This window comes from Ligilactobacillus agilis (assembly GCF_025311475.1).
GTDB lineage: Bacteria > Bacillota > Bacilli > Lactobacillales > Lactobacillaceae > Ligilactobacillus > Ligilactobacillus agilis.
Map to the genome: position 1 here is coordinate 1170074 of NZ_CP104397.1, position 18316 is coordinate 1188389.

At 40.5% G+C, this 18316-nt stretch carries 19 protein-coding genes and 1 other annotated feature; of the genes, 2 read left to right on the plus strand and 17 right to left on the minus strand.

The window, feature by feature from the left end:
• The 14 genes from hisD to N4597_RS05870 all read right to left on the minus strand — a co-directional run bounded on the left by hisD (nt 1) and on the right by N4597_RS05870 (nt 15067).
• Nucleotides 1–1290, minus strand: a complete 1290-nt coding sequence (gene hisD, locus N4597_RS05805) for a histidinol dehydrogenase (protein WP_056977581.1) — start codon at nt 1288–1290, stop codon at nt 1–3.
• Between the two features lie 23 nt (nt 1291–1313).
• Nucleotides 1314–1934: an ATP phosphoribosyltransferase gene (gene hisG / locus N4597_RS05810; protein ID WP_260902843.1), complete on the minus strand. Its 621-nt coding sequence runs from the start codon at nt 1932–1934 to the stop codon at nt 1314–1316.
• Nucleotides 1909–3087: an ATP phosphoribosyltransferase regulatory subunit gene (locus tag N4597_RS05815; protein ID WP_167588699.1), complete on the minus strand. Its 1179-nt coding sequence runs from the start codon at nt 3085–3087 to the stop codon at nt 1909–1911. The genes hisG and N4597_RS05815 overlap by 26 nt, the downstream gene beginning before the upstream one ends.
• 41 nt (nt 3088–3128) lie before the next feature.
• Nucleotides 3129–3358, minus strand: a binding site (T-box leader).
• Nucleotides 3359–3427: 69 nt separating this feature from the next.
• Nucleotides 3428–4261, minus strand: a complete 834-nt coding sequence (gene hisJ / locus N4597_RS05820; protein WP_089145103.1) for a histidinol-phosphatase HisJ — start codon at nt 4259–4261, stop codon at nt 3428–3430.
• Between the two features lie 169 nt (nt 4262–4430).
• Nucleotides 4431–5354 (minus strand): manganese-dependent inorganic pyrophosphatase, encoded by a 924-nt coding sequence (locus N4597_RS05825; RefSeq protein WP_260902847.1) that lies wholly within the window; start codon nt 5352–5354, stop codon nt 4431–4433.
• A gap of 39 nt (nt 5355–5393) precedes the next feature.
• Nucleotides 5394–6359 (minus strand): LysR family transcriptional regulator, encoded by a 966-nt coding sequence (locus tag N4597_RS05830; RefSeq protein WP_050612290.1) that lies wholly within the window; start codon nt 6357–6359, stop codon nt 5394–5396.
• A gap of 294 nt (nt 6360–6653) precedes the next feature.
• Nucleotides 6654–7916, minus strand: coding sequence for a tetratricopeptide repeat protein (locus N4597_RS05835; RefSeq protein ID WP_260902849.1), 1263 nt, complete (start codon nt 7914–7916; stop codon nt 6654–6656).
• A gap of 78 nt (nt 7917–7994) precedes the next feature.
• Nucleotides 7995–8300, minus strand: coding sequence for an HU family DNA-binding protein (locus tag N4597_RS05840; RefSeq protein ID WP_225363536.1), 306 nt, complete (start codon nt 8298–8300; stop codon nt 7995–7997).
• Nucleotides 8301–8486: 186 nt separating this feature from the next.
• On the minus strand, nt 8487–9797 hold the full coding sequence (der, locus tag N4597_RS05845; RefSeq protein WP_056977540.1) for a ribosome biogenesis GTPase Der: 1311 nt from the start codon (nt 9795–9797) through the stop codon (nt 8487–8489).
• A gap of 89 nt (nt 9798–9886) precedes the next feature.
• Nucleotides 9887–11068 carry a 30S ribosomal protein S1 gene (gene rpsA, locus N4597_RS05850; RefSeq protein ID WP_172574104.1) on the minus strand — a complete coding sequence of 394 codons (1182 nt, stop codon included), beginning with the start codon at nt 11066–11068 and terminating at the stop codon, nt 9887–9889.
• Between the two features lie 75 nt (nt 11069–11143).
• The gene (cmk, locus tag N4597_RS05855; protein ID WP_167588696.1) at nt 11144–11821 is read right to left on the minus strand and encodes a (d)CMP kinase; all 678 of its coding nucleotides are present in this window, start codon (nt 11819–11821) and stop codon (nt 11144–11146) included.
• A 76-nt stretch (nt 11822–11897) separates the two neighbouring features.
• Nucleotides 11898–12503, minus strand: a complete 606-nt coding sequence (locus N4597_RS05860; protein WP_089144149.1) for a LysM peptidoglycan-binding domain-containing protein — start codon at nt 12501–12503, stop codon at nt 11898–11900.
• A gap of 75 nt (nt 12504–12578) precedes the next feature.
• Complete coding sequence (locus tag N4597_RS05865) at nt 12579–14036, minus strand: RecQ family ATP-dependent DNA helicase (protein WP_260902851.1); 1458 nt, start codon at nt 14034–14036, stop codon at nt 12579–12581.
• The gene (locus tag N4597_RS05870) at nt 14024–15067 is read right to left on the minus strand and encodes a helix-turn-helix domain-containing protein (protein ID WP_167588693.1); all 1044 of its coding nucleotides are present in this window, start codon (nt 15065–15067) and stop codon (nt 14024–14026) included. The genes N4597_RS05865 and N4597_RS05870 overlap by 13 nt, the downstream gene beginning before the upstream one ends.
• A gap of 147 nt (nt 15068–15214) precedes the next feature.
• Between N4597_RS05870 and N4597_RS05875 the strand changes: the two genes are divergently transcribed.
• Nucleotides 15215–16786, plus strand: coding sequence for an Nramp family divalent metal transporter (locus N4597_RS05875; protein WP_225363535.1), 1572 nt, complete (start codon nt 15215–15217; stop codon nt 16784–16786).
• A 30-nt stretch (nt 16787–16816) separates the two neighbouring features.
• The gene (locus N4597_RS05880) at nt 16817–17290 is read left to right on the plus strand and encodes a universal stress protein (RefSeq protein ID WP_056977526.1); all 474 of its coding nucleotides are present in this window, start codon (nt 16817–16819) and stop codon (nt 17288–17290) included.
• 104 nt (nt 17291–17394) lie between these two features.
• On the opposite strand, the gene N4597_RS05885 is transcribed toward N4597_RS05880, so the two are convergent.
• The 3 genes from N4597_RS05885 to N4597_RS05895 are packed head-to-tail and all read right to left on the minus strand — an operon-like array spanning nt 17395 to nt 18290.
• Nucleotides 17395–17781, minus strand: coding sequence for an IS66 family transposase (locus N4597_RS05885; protein ID WP_202022482.1), 387 nt, complete (start codon nt 17779–17781; stop codon nt 17395–17397).
• Complete coding sequence (gene tnpB / locus N4597_RS05890; protein WP_167588691.1) at nt 17765–18112, minus strand: IS66 family insertion sequence element accessory protein TnpB; 348 nt, start codon at nt 18110–18112, stop codon at nt 17765–17767. Before tnpB ends, N4597_RS05885 begins: the two co-directional genes overlap by 17 nt.
• Entirely contained in the window at nt 18102–18290 is a 189-nt protein-coding gene (locus N4597_RS05895; protein WP_260902854.1) for a hypothetical protein, read from the minus strand. The genes tnpB and N4597_RS05895 overlap by 11 nt, the downstream gene beginning before the upstream one ends.
• Nucleotides 18291–18316 lie beyond the last annotated feature (26 nt).

An 18316-nucleotide genomic window follows, 5' to 3' on the forward strand; every position in this document is an offset into this window, starting at 1 on the left:
TTATTCCCCCTCGTAATTAGTAAATCGTGATTCAAGTGCACGGGCGTGGGCCTCTAATCCTTCGGTTCGCGCTAAGGTCGTAACTGCCTTTTCGACCTCAGCTAGGGCCTCCTTTGAATATTGCACAAACTGGATTCTTTTTACAAAGTCATAAACTCCCAGTGGTGATGAAAAGCGCGCCGTTCCACCCGTTGGTAAGACGTGATTAGGCCCAGCTAGGTAATCACCCAATGGTTCTGAAGCATACCTCCCTAAGAAAACGGAGCCCGCATTTTTAACCAACCCTAGATAAGCAGTGGGTTCGGTCAGCTGAATTTCTAAGTGCTCCGGTGCGATTGTATTCATTAGGTCAAACATCTCAGCAATTTGAGGCATTACGGCGATGAAGCTCCTATCCATAATTGCTGCTTGGGCAATTTCTTTTCGCGGTAAATTTACTAATTGCCTCTCGACTTCTTTAGCCACGGCTTGGGCTAGACTTAAGCTATTTGTAATAAGCATTGCGCGGGCCCGCTTATCGTGTTCTGCTTGTGATAATAAGTCAGCTGCAATTTCACTGGCTTGGGCACTATCATCAGCTAAAATACCGATTTCAGACGGACCAGCCACCATATCGATTGCAACCGTTCCGAAAACTTGTTTTTTAGCAGTTGCAACAAAAATGTTACCTGGCCCCACAATTTTATCAACCGGCTTAATTGTTTCGGTTCCGTAGGCTAAGGCTGCAATAGCTTGAGCTCCCCCAACTTGGTAGATGGCATCAACCCCGGCAAGTTTAGCCGCTGCTAAAACCGCTTGATTAATCCCTTCCTTTTGTGGCGGCGTAACCACCACTAGTTCTTCCACCCCAGCTAACTTAGCGGGAATTGCGTTCATCAAAATAGTCGAGGGATAAGCAGCCGTCCCGCCTGGAACATATAACCCTACCCGCTTTAAGGGCGTTACCTTTTGTCCCCGCACAATTCCAGCTTGACTAGCATCGACAAACCCTTTCTCCTTTTCTAATTCGTGGAAAGAAGTAATGTTTTGAGCAGCTAATTTTAAACTAGTCTTTAATGAATCATCTAATTGCAGCCAGGCTTGTTCTAGTTGTTCTTCAGCTACCTTTAAATCGGTTAGACTTACCCCATCAAATTGGCGGGCATAATCGATTAAGGCTTGATCTCCTCTTTTTCTAACTTGAGTAATAATTGCTTGCACCTTGGCTTCAATCTCAAAATCAACGACTTGCTCAGTATAATCAGCAACAATTCGTTTCATCGTTTCTAAATCTTCTTGGTAAATCTTTATCATCTTAATCCCCCTCATAAGGTTTATATCACTTGAGCTAACTGATCTACTAATTGAAAAATCTCATTTTTCTTTTGTTTTAAGGCTAACGGATTAACCACTAACCTGGTCGAAATCTTAGCTAACCAGTCATAAATTTGTAAATTATTTTCCCTAAGGGTTGTCCCCGTTTCGGTAATATCAATGATTGCATCGGCTAAGCCCACTAAGGGTGCAAGCTCTACTGACCCTTCAATCTTAATGATTTCAACGTCCTGTCCTAACCGTGCAAAGTATTCTTGGGCAACCCGCGGATACTTAGTACCAATCACTTTCCGGCCAGCACTGGTTGGATTAAAATCAGTCGTAGAAGCCAAAATAAATTGACACTTGCCAACGTTTAAATCCAATAATTGGTAGCCGAAAACATTTTGTTCCATCAAAATATCGCTGCCAACAATCCCTAGGTCAACGATACCGTTACTTAAATAAGTAACCACATCCGGCCCCTTAGCCAAAATAAATTCATATTGTCCATCCGCAAGGGGAATGATTAACTTTCGCTGCTTATTTTCCAAGGGACTTACATCTATGTTTAGCTTCTTCAGTAGGCCGACAACCTGTTTTTCTACCCTGCCTTTAGTCAACGCTATTTTCAATGTCATCTACAAGCTCCCCCTTATCAGTTAGAATCTGTAATTTTTCTCCCTTTTTCTTAGCTAATAGGCGTGCTGCTTGTAAGCTAGTAGCTAATGATAAAGTTAAATCTGGAGTCTGCTCAACTATGGCGAGGGCCTGCTTTAATTGCTTAGTTTTACAGTAAAGCTGTTTTTTTACTTGCCTTCCTGGTTGATCTTTTTCAATAACCAATTGGGCGAGTAAATCAAGGTCAATTCCCATCCCCACGGCCGGAACTTGCTGGGCTTGAAAAGTGTTCAATAACTTATCGTACCTTCCCCCACTAACCAAGTAAGCTGACTCAGTCGGCAAATAAGCCTTAAACGTCACTCCCGTGTAATAGTCTTGGGGGGCAGAACTGGTTAAATCAACTCGCACCTCCTGGTTAGGGAGTTTAGCTACCAGTTTACCCAAATTTAAAATTGTTTGGCATTTAGCTTGTAAGTCGGCTGGCAGTTTAACCTTAGCTAAATCAGCTGCAACCTCCGTTAAGCTACCAAATAGACGGGGCCATAACTTTAAAAAGGAAAATAACTCTTGCTTGCTGTAAGCCCGAATTAATTGTTCATACTTAGGCAAATCCTTTGTAAATAATGCTTGCTTAATAGCTTCTTGCTCTTGCAACGGTATCTCTAGCTTAGCTAATACCTCTTGGGCAAAGTTAGCGTGTCCTAATTCTAGGTACAATTTGTTTTCAAGCAGCTCGGTATTTAACTTGTTAACTAGGTAAATACACTCTAGTTCCGCCTTTAAACTAGCGTAACCTACTAGTTCGACTCCGGCCTGGGCTTCTTGGTTAGAAAAACCCATCAGCTCCCTTTTCCGCTTAAAGATACTGCCAATGTAGGCAAATTTTTGTGGCAATTCGATATTAGTCGTTGCTAGAAAGCGGGCGATGGGCAAGGTTAAGTCCGGTCTTAAAACTAAGACTTCACCGTTAGGACCTAGTACCCGATAAACATCTTCGTTTGTTAATGAATACTGTTCAAAAACGGTTTGATCTTCTAATAAAGGTGTTTCAATCTGGCTATAGCCTAAAGCCGTGAATAAAGCTGTTAAATAGTTTTCTACTTGTACCTTACTCTGGGCAACTGAGCCAAAGTAATCGCGAAATCCAAGTGGTAATTTATACTTAGTCATAAAATGCCCCCTTTAAAAAGAAAAACGCCCCCTTGCTTTCGCAAGAGGACGTTTAAACGTGGTTCCACCTCAATTTATCTACTCTTCACAAAGTAGACCTCAGGTTGATTTGAAATCAACTGTGTTAACGGGTACTCCCGGGTCGACCTACGTTCTTCAATCCACCAGTTATTTCTAGCCGTGGTTCATCAAGCCACCTAGATTCCTTTTCAGCTGCCGGAACTCTCTAAACTAAGTCAAACTTGACTACTCTGCTAGTCAAAACCATTATATTTTAACGATTATTATTAATTTTTAATTAGATTAACACTAATTTTTTCTCGTGTCAAATAAAATGGTTTTAATTTAGATAGTCATCATAAAAATGCCAAGCTGCTCCAACTTCTTCTAAACTATGGGCATCCGAACCAAAAACTAACGGAATTTCTCTTTCTAAGGCTAAGTTAATGATTGTCTTACCAGGATAAAAGTCATTACAGTAAGGTTTTCTTAGACCAGCTGTATTAAAGTCTAATTGCCGCCCCTGTTCCTTTATTAAATCTAGAATTTCCTTGATTTGTTTTAAATTTTCCTCATCCCACTTTGAATCTAGTCCAAAATAATCTTGATATTTTTTAATTAGTGACATATGTCCGATTCGAATAGGACTATATTGCCCTAAATCGGCCAGTAATGAATTTTTTATCTGGGTAAAATATTTACCATACAAGGCATCTGGCATTTCCAGCCAGGGACCAAAACCTGTCGCAAATTCGATTGGGTCATAATCGATACCATAAAATTGCTGCTTAAGTCCGGGCATATAGTGGACCGACAGGATATTTTGATCAGTATAGGGGCCGTACTCATCTAAAAAATTTCTGATTTCTTCTTCAAAACCTTGAAGATAATCTACTTCAAATCCAATTGAAATATTAATCTTACCTGCAAATTTAGCTTTCATGTCCTCAGCTAACTTCAGATACTCATCAACCTGGTTAAAGGTTAACGCAGCCGTCTTTAAACCACTCAAATTACCTGCAAACTGTTCCTTAAAGTTAAGTGGAAGTGGTGCGTGTTCTGTTAGGCAGTAATCGGTAAAGCCCAATTTGATTGCCTTTAAAATCATTTTTTCCACCCGATCATGATTTCCATGGGGACAGAGTTCTGTATGTGTGTGTCCATCTATCTTCAAAAAATCACCTTCCCTAGTGAAATCTAGTATAACAAACTATTTGCCTAGTTAACAATTTTTTACCGTTAGTTAAAGTAACATTTTATTTGCTTTACACAAAAAAACGACCCGGCAACTAACCGTGCCAAGGTCGTCAATAATCCATTTAATTTAACTTAACCAATATTAATTAGTCAAAGGCCGCTTGCAATGGTGGTACCACTTGCTTTTTACGTGAAACTACCCCAGGTAAGTCTGCCTTACCATCGACTAATTTAACTCCAAAGGCTACTTCAACCTTGTCTTGACCTTCACCCACTACTAACAAACGGGTATTAGAGTCTAGGATGTTGGTTGCCATTAGCAAGAAGAGGTCATAACCTTGAGCCTTATTTTCAGCTTCAATCGCTGCCCGGAAGGCTGCTTCCCGACTGAAGACATCTTCTAAATCAACTGTATTAACTTGGTCGATACGAACTGTAAGGCCACCCATTTCAAATGACTTTGCGTCTGCTTCAATTAACTCTGCTTCTGTCTTAGCAGCCAAGTTAGTCCCAGCTTTAAGCATTTCCAAACCGTAAGTTTCATAATCTACCCCAGCGATAGCGGCCAATTTCTTACCGATTTCAATATCATCTGCAGTTGTGGTTGGTGACTTAAACAGTAAGGTGTCAGAAATAATAGCTGATAGCATTAAGCCGGCTAACTTAGCAGGAATTTCAACACCATTGCTTGCAAATTCTTTATAAACAATAGTAGAAGAGCAACCAACTGGTTCAGCATGGTAATAAAGTGGACCAGCTGTTTCAAAGTTAGCAATCCGGTGGTGGTCAATAACATTTGTAACTGTTACGTCCTTAATATCAGCTACACTTTGTTGGGCTTCGTTATGGTCAACTAGCATAACGGCTTCTACTTCTGCCTTAGCAGATTCAATAACCCGGGGAGCTGGTTCATCAAAGTGGGCTAAGACAAACTTTGTTTCTTCGTTAGGTTCACCTAATGCTACCGCTTCTGTATCCTTACCTAATTTATTTTGTAAGTATGAGTAGGCCTTAGCGGCTACGATTGCATCTGTATCAGGATTTTGATGTCCAAAAACTAATTCTTTCATTTTTCAGAACTCCTATCTAAAAATATCTCTATATAGTAGTTAATACTTTTCACTGATTTCTGTCAAGCGGCTAACATAATCTTTTTGACTTAAGTAGCGTTCAAATGCATATAAAAAGCTCTCAATACGTGGAATCTGATCTTTCCCCTTCCGAAAGACAAAGGACATATCAAATTTGACTTCTGGTTCGAATAAAGCTGTCTTTAGTCCGTTCATCGCACTGTTATGAGCTGTTACAAAGGAACTTGGCAAAGCAGTATAAACGTTGGTTTCCTTAGCAAAGTTAAAGATTTGCGCAGGCTTAGTGAAGTGAGCTACGCTGATTGGTTTATCAACTAAGGCATTCTTATAAGACTCCCTAATCAAGTCGTTCAAATAGTATTGAGGCGGGTAAGTCACCCACTTATTATTTAAAGTTTCCTTCATCTTTACACGCCGCCGCTTAGCTAATTTGTCTTCAGCATGCAAGAAGAGTAAGTCTTCCGTTAAAATACGCTTAGATTCATAAGGCTTCCAGTTCTTAATACTTTCATCTGGTAAGTACATTACGGCCAAATCAATCGTATTATTTTCTAACCGTTCCCAAATTTCTTTTCTAGTCAAACTATGAATCGTTAATTTGATTCCGTTATTTTCTTCGAAATACTTAATGGCAAAGTCGGTAAAGACGCTCACCTCAATCGAAGCCAACAGCCCAATATTGATTTCACCTTGAGTTGCACTGGTTGATTGTTGGATTTCATCGGTCGCCCGGTTTAATGTCTCATAAATTTGGTGGGTTGCATCAAGCATGGTATAACCAGCGTCTGATAGGTGTAGTTTTTTACCAATTGAATAAAAAAGTGGCGCTCCTACCGTGCGTTCCAACTTCTTTATTTGCTGGGTTAGGGCAGGCTGTGTTATGCCTAAAATTTGAGCCGCTTGAGTGTAACTCATTGTTTCAGCTAGTTGCAAAAAGTAGCTCAGGGTCTTAGAAGAAAATATATTTTCTTGCTTTGTCTTCATGGTTCTTCAATCTCCCCTCTTAATCATATATAACTATAGATTAATCATTACATAAACCATGATAACCCATAACGATACTAAGTTACAATAGGTTTTTCTAATTTTTTCCAAAACAATTAAAATATATTTAGATTAAGTAAAGGTATTTTTTACAAGGACTAATTAAACCGCTAAAGCCTAGTAATAACTTCAAGCTAGTAATTACCTCATAAAAATATTTACTAAAATTTTAAAGCTAAGGAATCTTTAGACCCTCAATGGGAATTAACGGTCAGCGCACTGGTTTTTACCTGGTTACCAATTTTCCAGCTCGGATTCTAACTCTAACATTTCTCCATCGCTAGGGTTAGTTTCCAAATAGCTCTTAACCGCCGTCAAGGCCTGCTTAGCCTGACCCGCATTTCGATAGAAGAAACTTGCATCACGTAAAAAGCTACTGTTCTTGTCTAACTCTTGGTAGGCAGCATCATAATATTCTAAAGCTGATTGATAGTCATCTAGATTTGCATAGGCCTTACCCAGGTTCCAATATAAATGGCCATCACTTTCGTTACTTGCTAAATAGCGTTTCAAAAAGGCGATATTATCTTCATCGCGCCCCAATAACAGGTAAAGGTTGCTGAGTTTTAAAACCAAGGTCATATTGTCTGGTTCCAAAGCTAAGGCTTCCTTTAAATAATCACTGGCTTTAGCAGCTTGACCTAGTTTTTGAGCATAGTCAGCTGCCTGTTGGTAGAGATTAGGGTTGTATTCATCAACCCCTAGCCCTTCTTGCACCGTGATTAAAGCTTGCGCGTAATTTCCTTCGGTTGCCAAAACTTCGGCTAGAGCAGGATAAAGGGTCGCATAATCTGGATTGGTTTCACGGAGGGCTGAATACTGTTTTTTAGCCTCCTCATTTTTACCCAACTGTTGGTAAGTAAAACCTAGTTGGAAACTAGTGTCTGGGTCTAATTTTTCCTTAGGAATTTGCTCTAAGTAACCTAAAGCCTGTTCAAAATGCCCGTCAGAAGCATAAGCAACCCCTAGACGTTGTACCAGGTTAACCTTTGCTAGTTCAAACGTTCCAGCCTTAATTAATTCCAAATAAAACTTAGTCGCCTGTTCGTATTTCTTGATATTATAATAAAATTCGGCCAAGGCAAACCAAATTACCTCTTCAGTTGGAGCCAAGCGGTATGCTTCCAGTAGCTTTTGTTCACTAACTTCAAACATCCCTTGGGTTTGATATAAATCAGCACTGACAAGTAAGGCTTCAACGTATGCTTCAGACTCAGGAGCAATATCAGCTAAATAGGTTAAAGCTTCGTCATCATTACCTTCACCAATAGCAATATCAGCTAAGGCTGTTTTTAAACCATCTTCATTAGGATAACGCTCCAATAGCTTTTGGTAAGCCCGCTTGGACATCGTGCTAAATCCTAACGAATACAGTTCCTCTGCTAAGCTATAAAGCATGTCATCGTCATCCTTACGCAAAGCCCAAGCAAATTTCTTTTTAGCCTCTTCATATTGGCCATTTGCAAGTAACTCGAGGGTTTCTTCAGAATAAGTCATCATAATTCCTCCTTGATCCAAAAATTAAGGGGGCCATGCCAGCGGCATGACCCCCTCCTTATGCAATTAAATGCATGCTTATTTAACAGCGTCCTTTAAAGCCTTACCTGGTTTGAATGCAGGTACCTTGCTTGCAGGAATTTCAATTTCTGCCCCAGTTTGTGGGTTACGGCCTTTACGAGCAGCGCGTTCGCGTACTTCGAAGTTACCAAAACCGATTAATTGAACTTTTTCGCCATCCTTAAGAAAATCTTGGATTGAACCAAAAACAGCGTCAACTGCAACAGTTGCGTCCTTCTTAGTTAAACCAGTCTTTTCAGCAACGTTTTCGATCAATTGTGCTTTGTTTGCCATATGTTTCACCTCCTTGAAGCGAAAATACATGGATGACCATGTTTAAAAATACTCTACGGAAAATCCGCACGAGTTGAAACAATGACCAACAATCATTGCTCAATTAATAAAATACCATATAAAGCTTGATATAACAAGGTTTTTTTATGATTTTATCCTAAACAGGCAAATTTTTGTTCCGTTTAAGTTAAGCAAAAGAAAACGATCACATGAAAATTATTTGCGCCGCCGTTCAATGAGGTGGATTGGTGTTCCTTCAAAGTCAAAGGCAGCTCGAATTTGATTTTCTAAAAAGCGTTCATAAGAAAAATGCATTAATTCAGGGTCGTTGACAAAAATCACAAAAGTTGGTGGTTTAACGGCCACCTGAGTTGCATAATAAACCCGCAATCTCTTCCCGTTGTCAGTTGGAGTCGGATTATGTGCGATTGCGTCCATAACAACGTCATTTAAGACCGCCGAAGCAATCCGCCGCTCGTGGTTAGCGTTAACCCGCTTGATTAAAGCAGGTAGGTTGGCTAACCTCTGTTTCGTTTTAGCAGAAACAAAAATAATTGGCGCGTAAGATAAGTATTGGAACTCTTGGCGAATTAAGTTCTCAAAGTCTTTCATGGTATGGTTATCTTTTTTCAAAGTATCCCATTTATTTACGACAATGATAATCCCCCGCCCTGCCTCATGGGCATAGCCAGCAACGTGCTTATCTTGCTCTCTGATTCCTTCTTCGGCGTTTAAAACTACGCAGACAACGTCCGAGCGATCTATTGCTTGTAAGGCCCTTAAGACCGAATATTTTTCCGTTGATTCGTAGACTTTTCCTTTTTTCCGAATTCCGGCAGTATCAATCATGGTAAACTCGGTATCATCTTCCGTAACAAATTTAGTATCAATAGCATCCCGGGTTGTTCCTTCAATATTTGAAACAATCACCCGATTTTCTCCTAAAATTGCGTTTACCAAGGAGGATTTACCCACGTTAGGCCGGCCAATAAAGCTGAACTTGACAGTCTGATCTTCTGTTACCGCTTCTCTTTTTGGGAAAGCTTTACAAATTAAGTCCAATAAATCACCGGTCCCGATTCCGTGCGTACCTGAAACTGGAACGGGATCGCCAAAACCAAGTGAATAAAAATCATAGATTTCGGCCCGCAACTCTGGGTTATCTACCTTGTTTACAGCCAAAATTACCGGCTTATCGGTTTGATATAAAATTCGTGCTACTTTTTCATCTGCATCGGTCACACCTTCTTTAGCTGAAACTAAGAAGACAATCACGTCTGCTTCTTCAATTGCGATTTGAGCTTGTTCAGTAATTTGCGTCACAAATGGTTCATCGCCGATATCAATTCCACCTGTGTCTATCATGTTAAACTTTTGCCCCATCCACTCGCTTTTGGCGTAGATGCGGTCACGAGTAACGCCTGGAATATCTTCGACAATTGAAATCCTTTGCCCTGCAATTCGATTAAAGATGGTTGACTTACCAACATTAGGCCGCCCAACAATCGCTACAACTGGATTTGCCATTAGATCCCCTCTTTTCTTTCTAATCTCAATAAAAAACTGACCCAAAGGTAAGACTTTCGGGCCAGCCAAAAATATCAACTAAACAAAACTTAGTCGTTGTTCTTTAATTCATCACCAACAAGGTCACCTAAAGTAAAACCTGTTTCTTCTTCTGGTAAAGTAACCTTTTCTTCAGCCTTAGGTGCAGCTTCTTTCTTTTCAGCTGCTGGCTTTTCTTGTAAAGCCTTGATTGATAAAGCTAAACGGTGGTCACTTGCATTAACTGACAAGACCTTAACTTTAACTTCTTGACCAGATTCCAAAACTTCATTTGGAGTTGCAATATGCTTGTGTGAAATTTGTGAAATGTGAACTAAACCTTCAACCCCTGGGAAGACTTCAACAAAGGCACCAAAGCTAGTAAGGCGTTTAACAGTTCCGTCTAAAACATCACCTTCAGCAACTTCTTCTGCTACCTTGTCCCATGGTTGTGGTAAAGTTTGCTTGATTGAAAGAGAAATCCGGTCTTTGTCAGCGTCTACTGCTAAAACTTTAACCTTAACATCTTGGCCAACCTTCAATACATCTGCTGGCTTATCTACACGTTCAAAGGCAATTTCTGAAACGTGAACTAAACCGTCAACTCCACCTAAGTCAATGAAGGCCCCAAAGTTAGTTAAACGAGCAACCTTACCTTCAACTACGTCACCAACAACTAATTTAGCCATCACAGCTTCCTTCTTAGCTTGACGTTCAGCCTTAACTAATTCACGGCGAGATAAGATTAAGCGGTTTTCACTTGGTTCGATTTCAACAATCTTAAATTCTAATTCTTGACCCTTGAATTGGTTTAAATCTTCAACAAAGTGGTCAGATACCATTGAAGCTGGTACGAAGCCACGCACGCCGGCATCTACTACTAAACCACCCTTAACGACTTGAGTCACAGGAGCAGTGATTGTTTGACCTGCTTCAAATTTCTTTTCAATGTCATCCCAAACCTTACGTGCTTCTAAGCGGCGTTGGGATAAGAGGTATGAACCGCCTTCCTTGTCAGAACCAATCTTAGAAATAACTACTAATTCTAAGGTGTCGCCAACGTGTAATTCGTCTTCCTTAACACTTAATTCACGTGCAGGAACAACTCCTTCAACCCCAGCGTTTTCAATTCCGACAATGGCTTGCTTGGAATCATCAAAGGCTAAAACTTCACCCTTAACTACGTCTCCAATTTTCACCTCTTGTACGCTATCTAAAGCTGCTAATAAATCTTTTGCTTCTGTATCACTCATGGACAATGTCCTCCTTAACGACTAACTCTAGATTACATTTTAACGTATTATTATATAAAATTCCAGTCAAAACTATTAATTGGCTTGCTTTTTTTCGATTATTGCCATTATCGCAGCGACTACCTCATCAATACTCAATGGAGTTGTATCTAGTTCTACTGCGTCACTTGCCTTAGTTAGAGGAGAAATTTCTCTGTGCGAATCCTTATAATCCCGTTGGGCAATTTCTTCTTCTAGCTGTGCTAACGGAGTATTAATCCCCTTGGCAATATTTTCCTTGTAGCGTCTTAATGCCCGTTGTTCAACGGAAGCAATTAGGAAAATTTTTACCTCAGCAGTTGGTAGTACCGTGGTGCCAATATCACGTCCATCCATGACAATTCCACCGGCAGCTGCTATTTCTTGTTGGCGCTTAGTCAAATCAGCCCGGACACTTTTTTGGGCTGCTACTACTGACACATTATTGGTAACTTCTGGCATCCGAATTTGCTTAGTAGCATCTTGGCCGTTAACAATTACTCTTTGCTCTGGTTGACCGGGTATAAATTCAATAGTTAAATCAGTCAGCAGTTCAGCTAACTTTTGGTCATCATCTAAGGCAACCTTAGCTTGAATGGCAGCATAGGTTACCGCCCGGTACATTGCGCCGGTATCACAGTAGATATAACCTAATTTGGTTGCCACCAATTTAGCCACCGTGCTCTTCCCGGCAGAAGCGGGTCCATCAATTGCAATTTGTAATTTCTTCTTCATAAAAAATAACCCCTCATAAAAAAATCGAGGCTGACTAGCATCCTCGCTTTTTGTTTAATATTATTTATCTAATTTATTACTTAACCCTTACAGTTTGCCCGGGTGTTAAGGTTGAGTTAGCAGATAAACCTGGATTGAGTTGTAACAATTCAGAAATACTCAAGCCGTTATTAGCGGCCACCCGGTAAATCCCTTGGCCAGCTCCAACCGTTGCATAAGAAGCAGCTTCTTGAGAAGATTGCTCTTGGCTGCTAGCCTCCGCTTGACTTTGCTCTTGCTGGCTACTTGCTTGCGCTGACTCTGTACTTTGCGCTTGGCTACTTTCCTCAGCTTGACTGGTTGCTTGGCTGCTGGCTTCACTGCTTGATGCCGTTTCCTTTACACTGCTAGCTTTAGTTGTAGTCTTTTTTTCCTTATGGCTTGTCTTCTTACTAGAAATACTCTTAGTAGTAGAAGCAATTGTAACTGAACTGCTTGCTTGTTCTTCAGAAGCCGTCCGCTGTGACACAAAGTATAACCCAATCGTTCCCAATATTAGCACAATAAAGATTACCAATAATGATGTTGTCAAAACAGTATTGCGCTTAGTATTGCGGCGGTTAACCGTGCGAGAATAGTTACCCTTGGAATCTTTTTCATCTTCAAATGTATTTTCCCACGGTTTTTTATTATGACTAGTCATACCTCATTTTCCTCCTAAACAGTATTACTCGTATTATTTTACCATAGCTAATATCTTTTTGTTAGTCTAAAAAGGCTATTCTTCTGATTTGTTGTAATTGGTAAATAACTGGGCCAAGATTGTTTGGTATTCAAATTCGCCTGCCCAAGCATTACTTCTTTCGTCACGGGACTTTCTTTTTAGGCCTAATTGCGCAAGCGTTTGCCAGTAGTCGGCGTTGTGACAACAGTTATAGTCATTATGCTGCCCAGGCTTTTCAGCAAAATAAGTTAGAATATACTGTCGCAAGCAGCCACTGGTCTTTGCGTAGGTCGCCATCTGCTTAAGTGCTGTTAGCCGTTCTTTTTTTCTAGCTGCAAAAAAAGTTAGCGCCCTTTGTTCGCCGGCAACTTGGTCATTAAAACTTGCTAAGAGCCGTTGTTTTTCTGAACTTATTTTAGATTGGCCTTGAGCTTTACTCATAAAATATTGGCTAATTTCAAGCGGGGCAGGCAGCGTATTTTCCAGCAGCTGCCTTTGAATAAATTCATCTCCAGCTTGATATAAAAGAATGGCACAGCTTTGTTTACCATCCCGCCCAGCCCGTCCTATTTCTTGAACGTAACTATTCAAGTCACTAGGTAGGTGGTAGTGGATGACGTAGCGAATATCCTCCTTATTAACCCCCATCCCAAAAGCGCTAGTCGCACAAACTAAGTCTAACTGTCCTTGTAAAAATTGCTGCTGAATCGAATACCGATCCAAATGGCTAAGCCCCGCATGATAAGCAGCTACTCTTAACTGACTACGTTGCCCCAACCACTTAGCTAAACGGTCAGCTAATTTCTTGCTAGAAAAATAAATTAGTCCTGGTCCTTGTAAGTAATTAACTAACTCTAGCAATTTTTGATCCTTTTGACTTTGACTAGCCACCTTCAAGACTTCTAAGTAGATATTTTCCCGGTTGACCGAACGCTGGTAAACCTTGCTTAAACCTAGCTGCTGGCAAATATCTTCTTTAACCTTGGGCGTAGCAGTCGCTGTTAAAGCTAAGGTTAAGGGCTGACCTAACAGGCGCTGTAACTTACCCAGTTGCAGGTAATCCGGACGAAAATCAGGCCCCCAAGTTGAAATACAGTGGGCCTCATCCACAACTAACAGACCTATTTTGAGGGTTTGGAGGGCCTGCTTAACCAGTTGATTTTGCAAAATTTCGGGAGCCAAAAAGATATACTGGTAGGCCCCTAAATTAGCTAACACCTTCTGCCTGGTTAAATAATCCTGTTCCGAAGTCAATGCTATCACCTGCTGGTAACCTTGGTACTTCATTTGACTAACTTGATCTTGCATTAGGGATAATAAAGGCGATACAATCAGTACCCGTTTGTTGGTGTAGCGTCCATAAAACTGATAGCATAAGGATTTGCCGTTACCGGTTGGTAAAATTGCCAGTATTGACTGCTTAGCCAGCAAGGCATTAATGACTTCTTTTTGGCCCGGCCTAAAGGAACTAAAATGGTAAGTTTGTTTTAAAAATTGCTCTAAGTTTGCCACCGTTTCCGCCCCCTTGCAATCTCAAAGATTCTAAATTTATAAAAGGCAATTTCTGGTTGAACCGCCACTAAATCTTGGTAGGACCACTCTTCTTGCCTCTTTGTCTCTACAAACAGTTTAGTCATCAACTCTTGTTCCTTAGCCGAAACTAGTTTTAATAAGTCGGGTTTTCCATGCCAAATGTAGGCCTCATAAAGGTGATCTAATACAGTATTTTCCTTTATGTGCAAGTGGCTGGCGATTTCCTTAATGGTATTTCCAGCCATAAAAGCGTTAATCGTCTTAAACCTGCTTGCACGTACTGGCTCAAAGTTTGGTTGAGTTAGGGCCATTAGCTCAGCTAATTTTCCATCGCCTTGGTAAAGATAATAAGCAAACCTACTGAGCAGGTCTAACCAAATTTGCTCAATTTCAAATGGGAATTTTCCATGAATAGTTGCTAGTTGCTCATTCGTTTGCCCCGGAAAATTATGGCCCCGTAATTTTTGTGCAAAAATGGCAGCCTTTTGTGGTGGTTCATTGGCTAAAAAAGTTGCTAAACTAGGTACTAATTCTTCTTGCAGTCCAGTTAGGCCGTAATTACTTTGCGTTAGCCAGCGTTTAAATAAGTATTGGCTGTAGACATTGTCAGTAACTACGTAATACTGTTTATTTTGATAACTGGCCTCCGAAGCGACTTGAACTGCCAATAAAATCAGATTGGCTACTAGTTCCATTGGAAAAATCCGAAATAATTTTGGTTGCGCTAGCTCTAATTTCAAATCATTCTCGTTTATAAATTCTACCCCCTTGGTACTCAGGGTTAATCCAGCCAAACCTGCTTCTAAATAGGCAGCCGTTACTAGCTGCTGGATTTCGCGGTCAAACTTAGCTTCATCAAAGCCGCTAAATAAGCCGATATATTGTAACCAATTAGCTAGCATGCCAAAGTATAAGGCCGAGCCCTTCTGACGGTTGGCCAATAGTTGACGCAAAACCGCTGGCCGTCTAGGCTGATTAGCATCAAAAAACAAGAGCCAGTAATAGTTCATGACAGCACCTCAACGAAAAATTTCTCTTCACTATTATACATCATTTTAAAAATTAATAATTTTACGGTATGCCTAAAAATTTCTTTCAAACACTTGTAAAATAAGGTACAATACAGTTGTGCTAATTTAAGAAAGGTGGTTTTCACTGTGAGTAACAATGAAACTAAGCACGATAAAGAAAAATTTATCGCTTACGCTAACGGTCCATCCCTCGAAGAAATTAATGGGACCGTTAAAGTTCCAAAGGGTAAAGGTTTTTGGCGGACTTTGCTCGCTTACTCCGGCCCGGGAGCACTGGTTGCCGTAGGTTATATGGACCCAGGTAACTGGTCAACTTCGATTACTGGGGGACAAAATTTCCAATACCTTTTGATGTCTATTATCTTAATGTCAAGTTTGGTTGCGATGTTACTTCAATACATGGCAGCTAAACTTGGGATTGTGACCCAGTTAGACCTTGCCCAAGCCATTCGCGCTCGCACCGGCAAAACCTTAGGAATTATTCTTTGGATCATGACCGAGCTAGCTATCATGGCTACAGATATTGCCGAAGTTATCGGGGCTGCGATTGCCCTTTATCTCTTATTTGGAATTCCAATGTTTTTAGCCGTCTTTATTACCGTTTTAGACGTCTTAGTTCTGTTGTTGTTAACTAAAGTTGGTTTTAGAAAAATTGAAACTATTGTTGTTGCCTTGATTTTAGTGATTTTATTTGTTTTTACTTACCAAGTAGCACTCTCTAACCCTGACTGGGGGGCAGTTTTTAGTGGTTTCATCCCTAGTGCTAAAACTTTTTCAACGACACCAACTGTCAACGGCATGACTCCTTTGATGGGGACTTTAGGAATTATTGGGGCGACCGTAATGCCACATAACCTTTATCTTCACTCAGCGGTTTCGCAAACAAGACAAATTGACCATGACGATGAAGAAGCGGTTGCGCAAGCTGTTAAATTTTCAGCCTGGGACTCAAACATCCAATTGACAGCTGCTTTTGTCGTTAACTGTTTGTTACTAATTATGGGGGTGGCTGTTTTCAAGACCGGCGCAGTCCAAGATGCTTCCTTCTTCGGTTTATACGATGCCCTCTCAGACACTTCAACCCTTAGCAACGGCGTCTTGATTTCAGTTGCTAAGTCAGGGATTTTATCAGTCCTATTTGCAGTTGCCCTCTTAGCTTCTGGTCAAAACTCTACTATTACGGGGACCTTAACTGGGCAAGTTATCATGGAAGGGTTTGTTAACCTAAAAATGCCTCTGTGGGCACGGCGGTTAGTTACGCGTTTAATCGCAGTGGTACCAGTATTACTGTGTGTTGCTTTCACCAGTGGTCAAAGTACCATTCAAGAACACCAATCCTTGAATACCTTAATGAACAACTCCCAGGTCTTCTTGGCCTTTGCCCTCCCATTTTCCATGATTCCGTTAATCATGATGACCGATAGTGAAGCAACTATGGGGCGGTTTAAAAACTCACTAATCATTAAGGTCTTAGGTTGGTTCTCCGTTATTTCGTTAACGGTCCTAAATCTCAAGGGGCTTCCTGACTCAATTACCGACTTCTTTGGCGAACACCCAACTGCTACCCAAGTTTCAGTCGCTCACGGCATCGCCTACTTTTTAATTGTCGCAATTCTCTTGCTGTTAGCCTGGACCATTGTTGAAATTAAAAAGGGTGATAAACACCTTGCCAAAATGAATTCTAATCACAAAGCTTAATCATTTTCCACCAAACGAAAGGGGAAAGTTATGTCAGATCGTATTAATTTCGAAATCACACCACGTAGTTTTACCAAAATTCTAGTTGCTGTCGACGAAGATGATTCAAACTCTTCAGTCCGCGCATTTAACTATGCCGTTACTACCGCTAAACGTTTAGGTGCTCCGCTAGGAATTGTTTCTATCTTAGAAGTTCAAGACTTCAACATCTTTGATACCTTAAGTCCAGATATCATGAAAAAGCGGCGCAATCAAGTCAGTGACGACCTAGCCCGTTACGTCAATAAGGCTAGAAGTTTTGGCGTCAAAGAAGTTTTCGCTTTTACAGGTGAGGGTAAGCCTTCAACCGTCATTATCGAAGACATTTTACCAGAGTTTCAGCCCGATTTATTAGTCTGTGGCTCTAAAACCAAACCGGTCACTGGCCGTAAACAAATCTTTATCGGTTCCCAAGCAAGCGCAATGGCGCAAAACGCTCCTTGTTCAGTAATCGTTGTCCGCTAAAAAACGTTATCTAAAAAGAGGCTGGGAAAAAACATAATCACTCCATAATTGGACGTTATTGGTAAAAAAGGCCGTAAAATCACAAAATGTGAATTTACGGTCTTTTAATTTGCGACGACGCAACTTTCTTTGGCTTCGGAATTCCATGGCAAATAAGCCTCAACATCAACCTCTTTTCGCTGTTCTAGTAATGAAAAGATATAGTTGAGATATTTAGAGACATCTATAGCTGTTTGGATTAAGCTGTACCAGATTGCGTTAGCTTTTGCTCCAGCTATCGTTATCGCAAATAGTGAATTTTTGCGGACTAGAGTTGCTGGCCTGATTGCTTGTTCAACTGGGTTATTTGATAATGGTAATTCACCAATTTCATAGATCTTTTCCAATCTAGTACGGAATTTCTTGGCATAACCGATTGCCTTTTTCAATTTACCACTTAGATTAAGGATAGTATCTAGAAAGTCGTAAAACTTATCAACCTTTTTGGGCACGATGAACTTTTGGCTGTGGCAAAGGATTTAATCCTTTTAAAAGTAAATCAAGTTGCTGACTATCCAACGCCTTAACCTCCTCACTATTTCGTGGCCAAGTTAAACGTCCGTTATCAAACCGCTTGTAAAGTAGTATGAACCCTTCACCGTCCCAGTAAAGAACCCTAAACCTATCATTTCTCCGTCCACAAAATAAAAATAAGGAGTCATCGTAAAGATCTAAGCCGAAGTTATCGGCAATCAAAATTGCCAGCGTATCAATTCCTTTACGTAAATCAGTGTTACCACAAACAATGTACACATGCCTAGGGGTATGATAATTAACCAGCATGCTTCTTCACCAACTCCCAGATATCATTCATAAGTTCGACATCAGCACCGTGATATAGCGAAATTTTCACTTTGTCTAGCTTTATTTCAGTAGCTAGTCTCAACTTATTGGTTCTGTTTTTAGCTTTAGGCTTACGTTTTAGTGTCGATTTAAACTTAACAATCTCTTGCTTTTCCATGAAAAAAATCCTCCTATACTATGTCC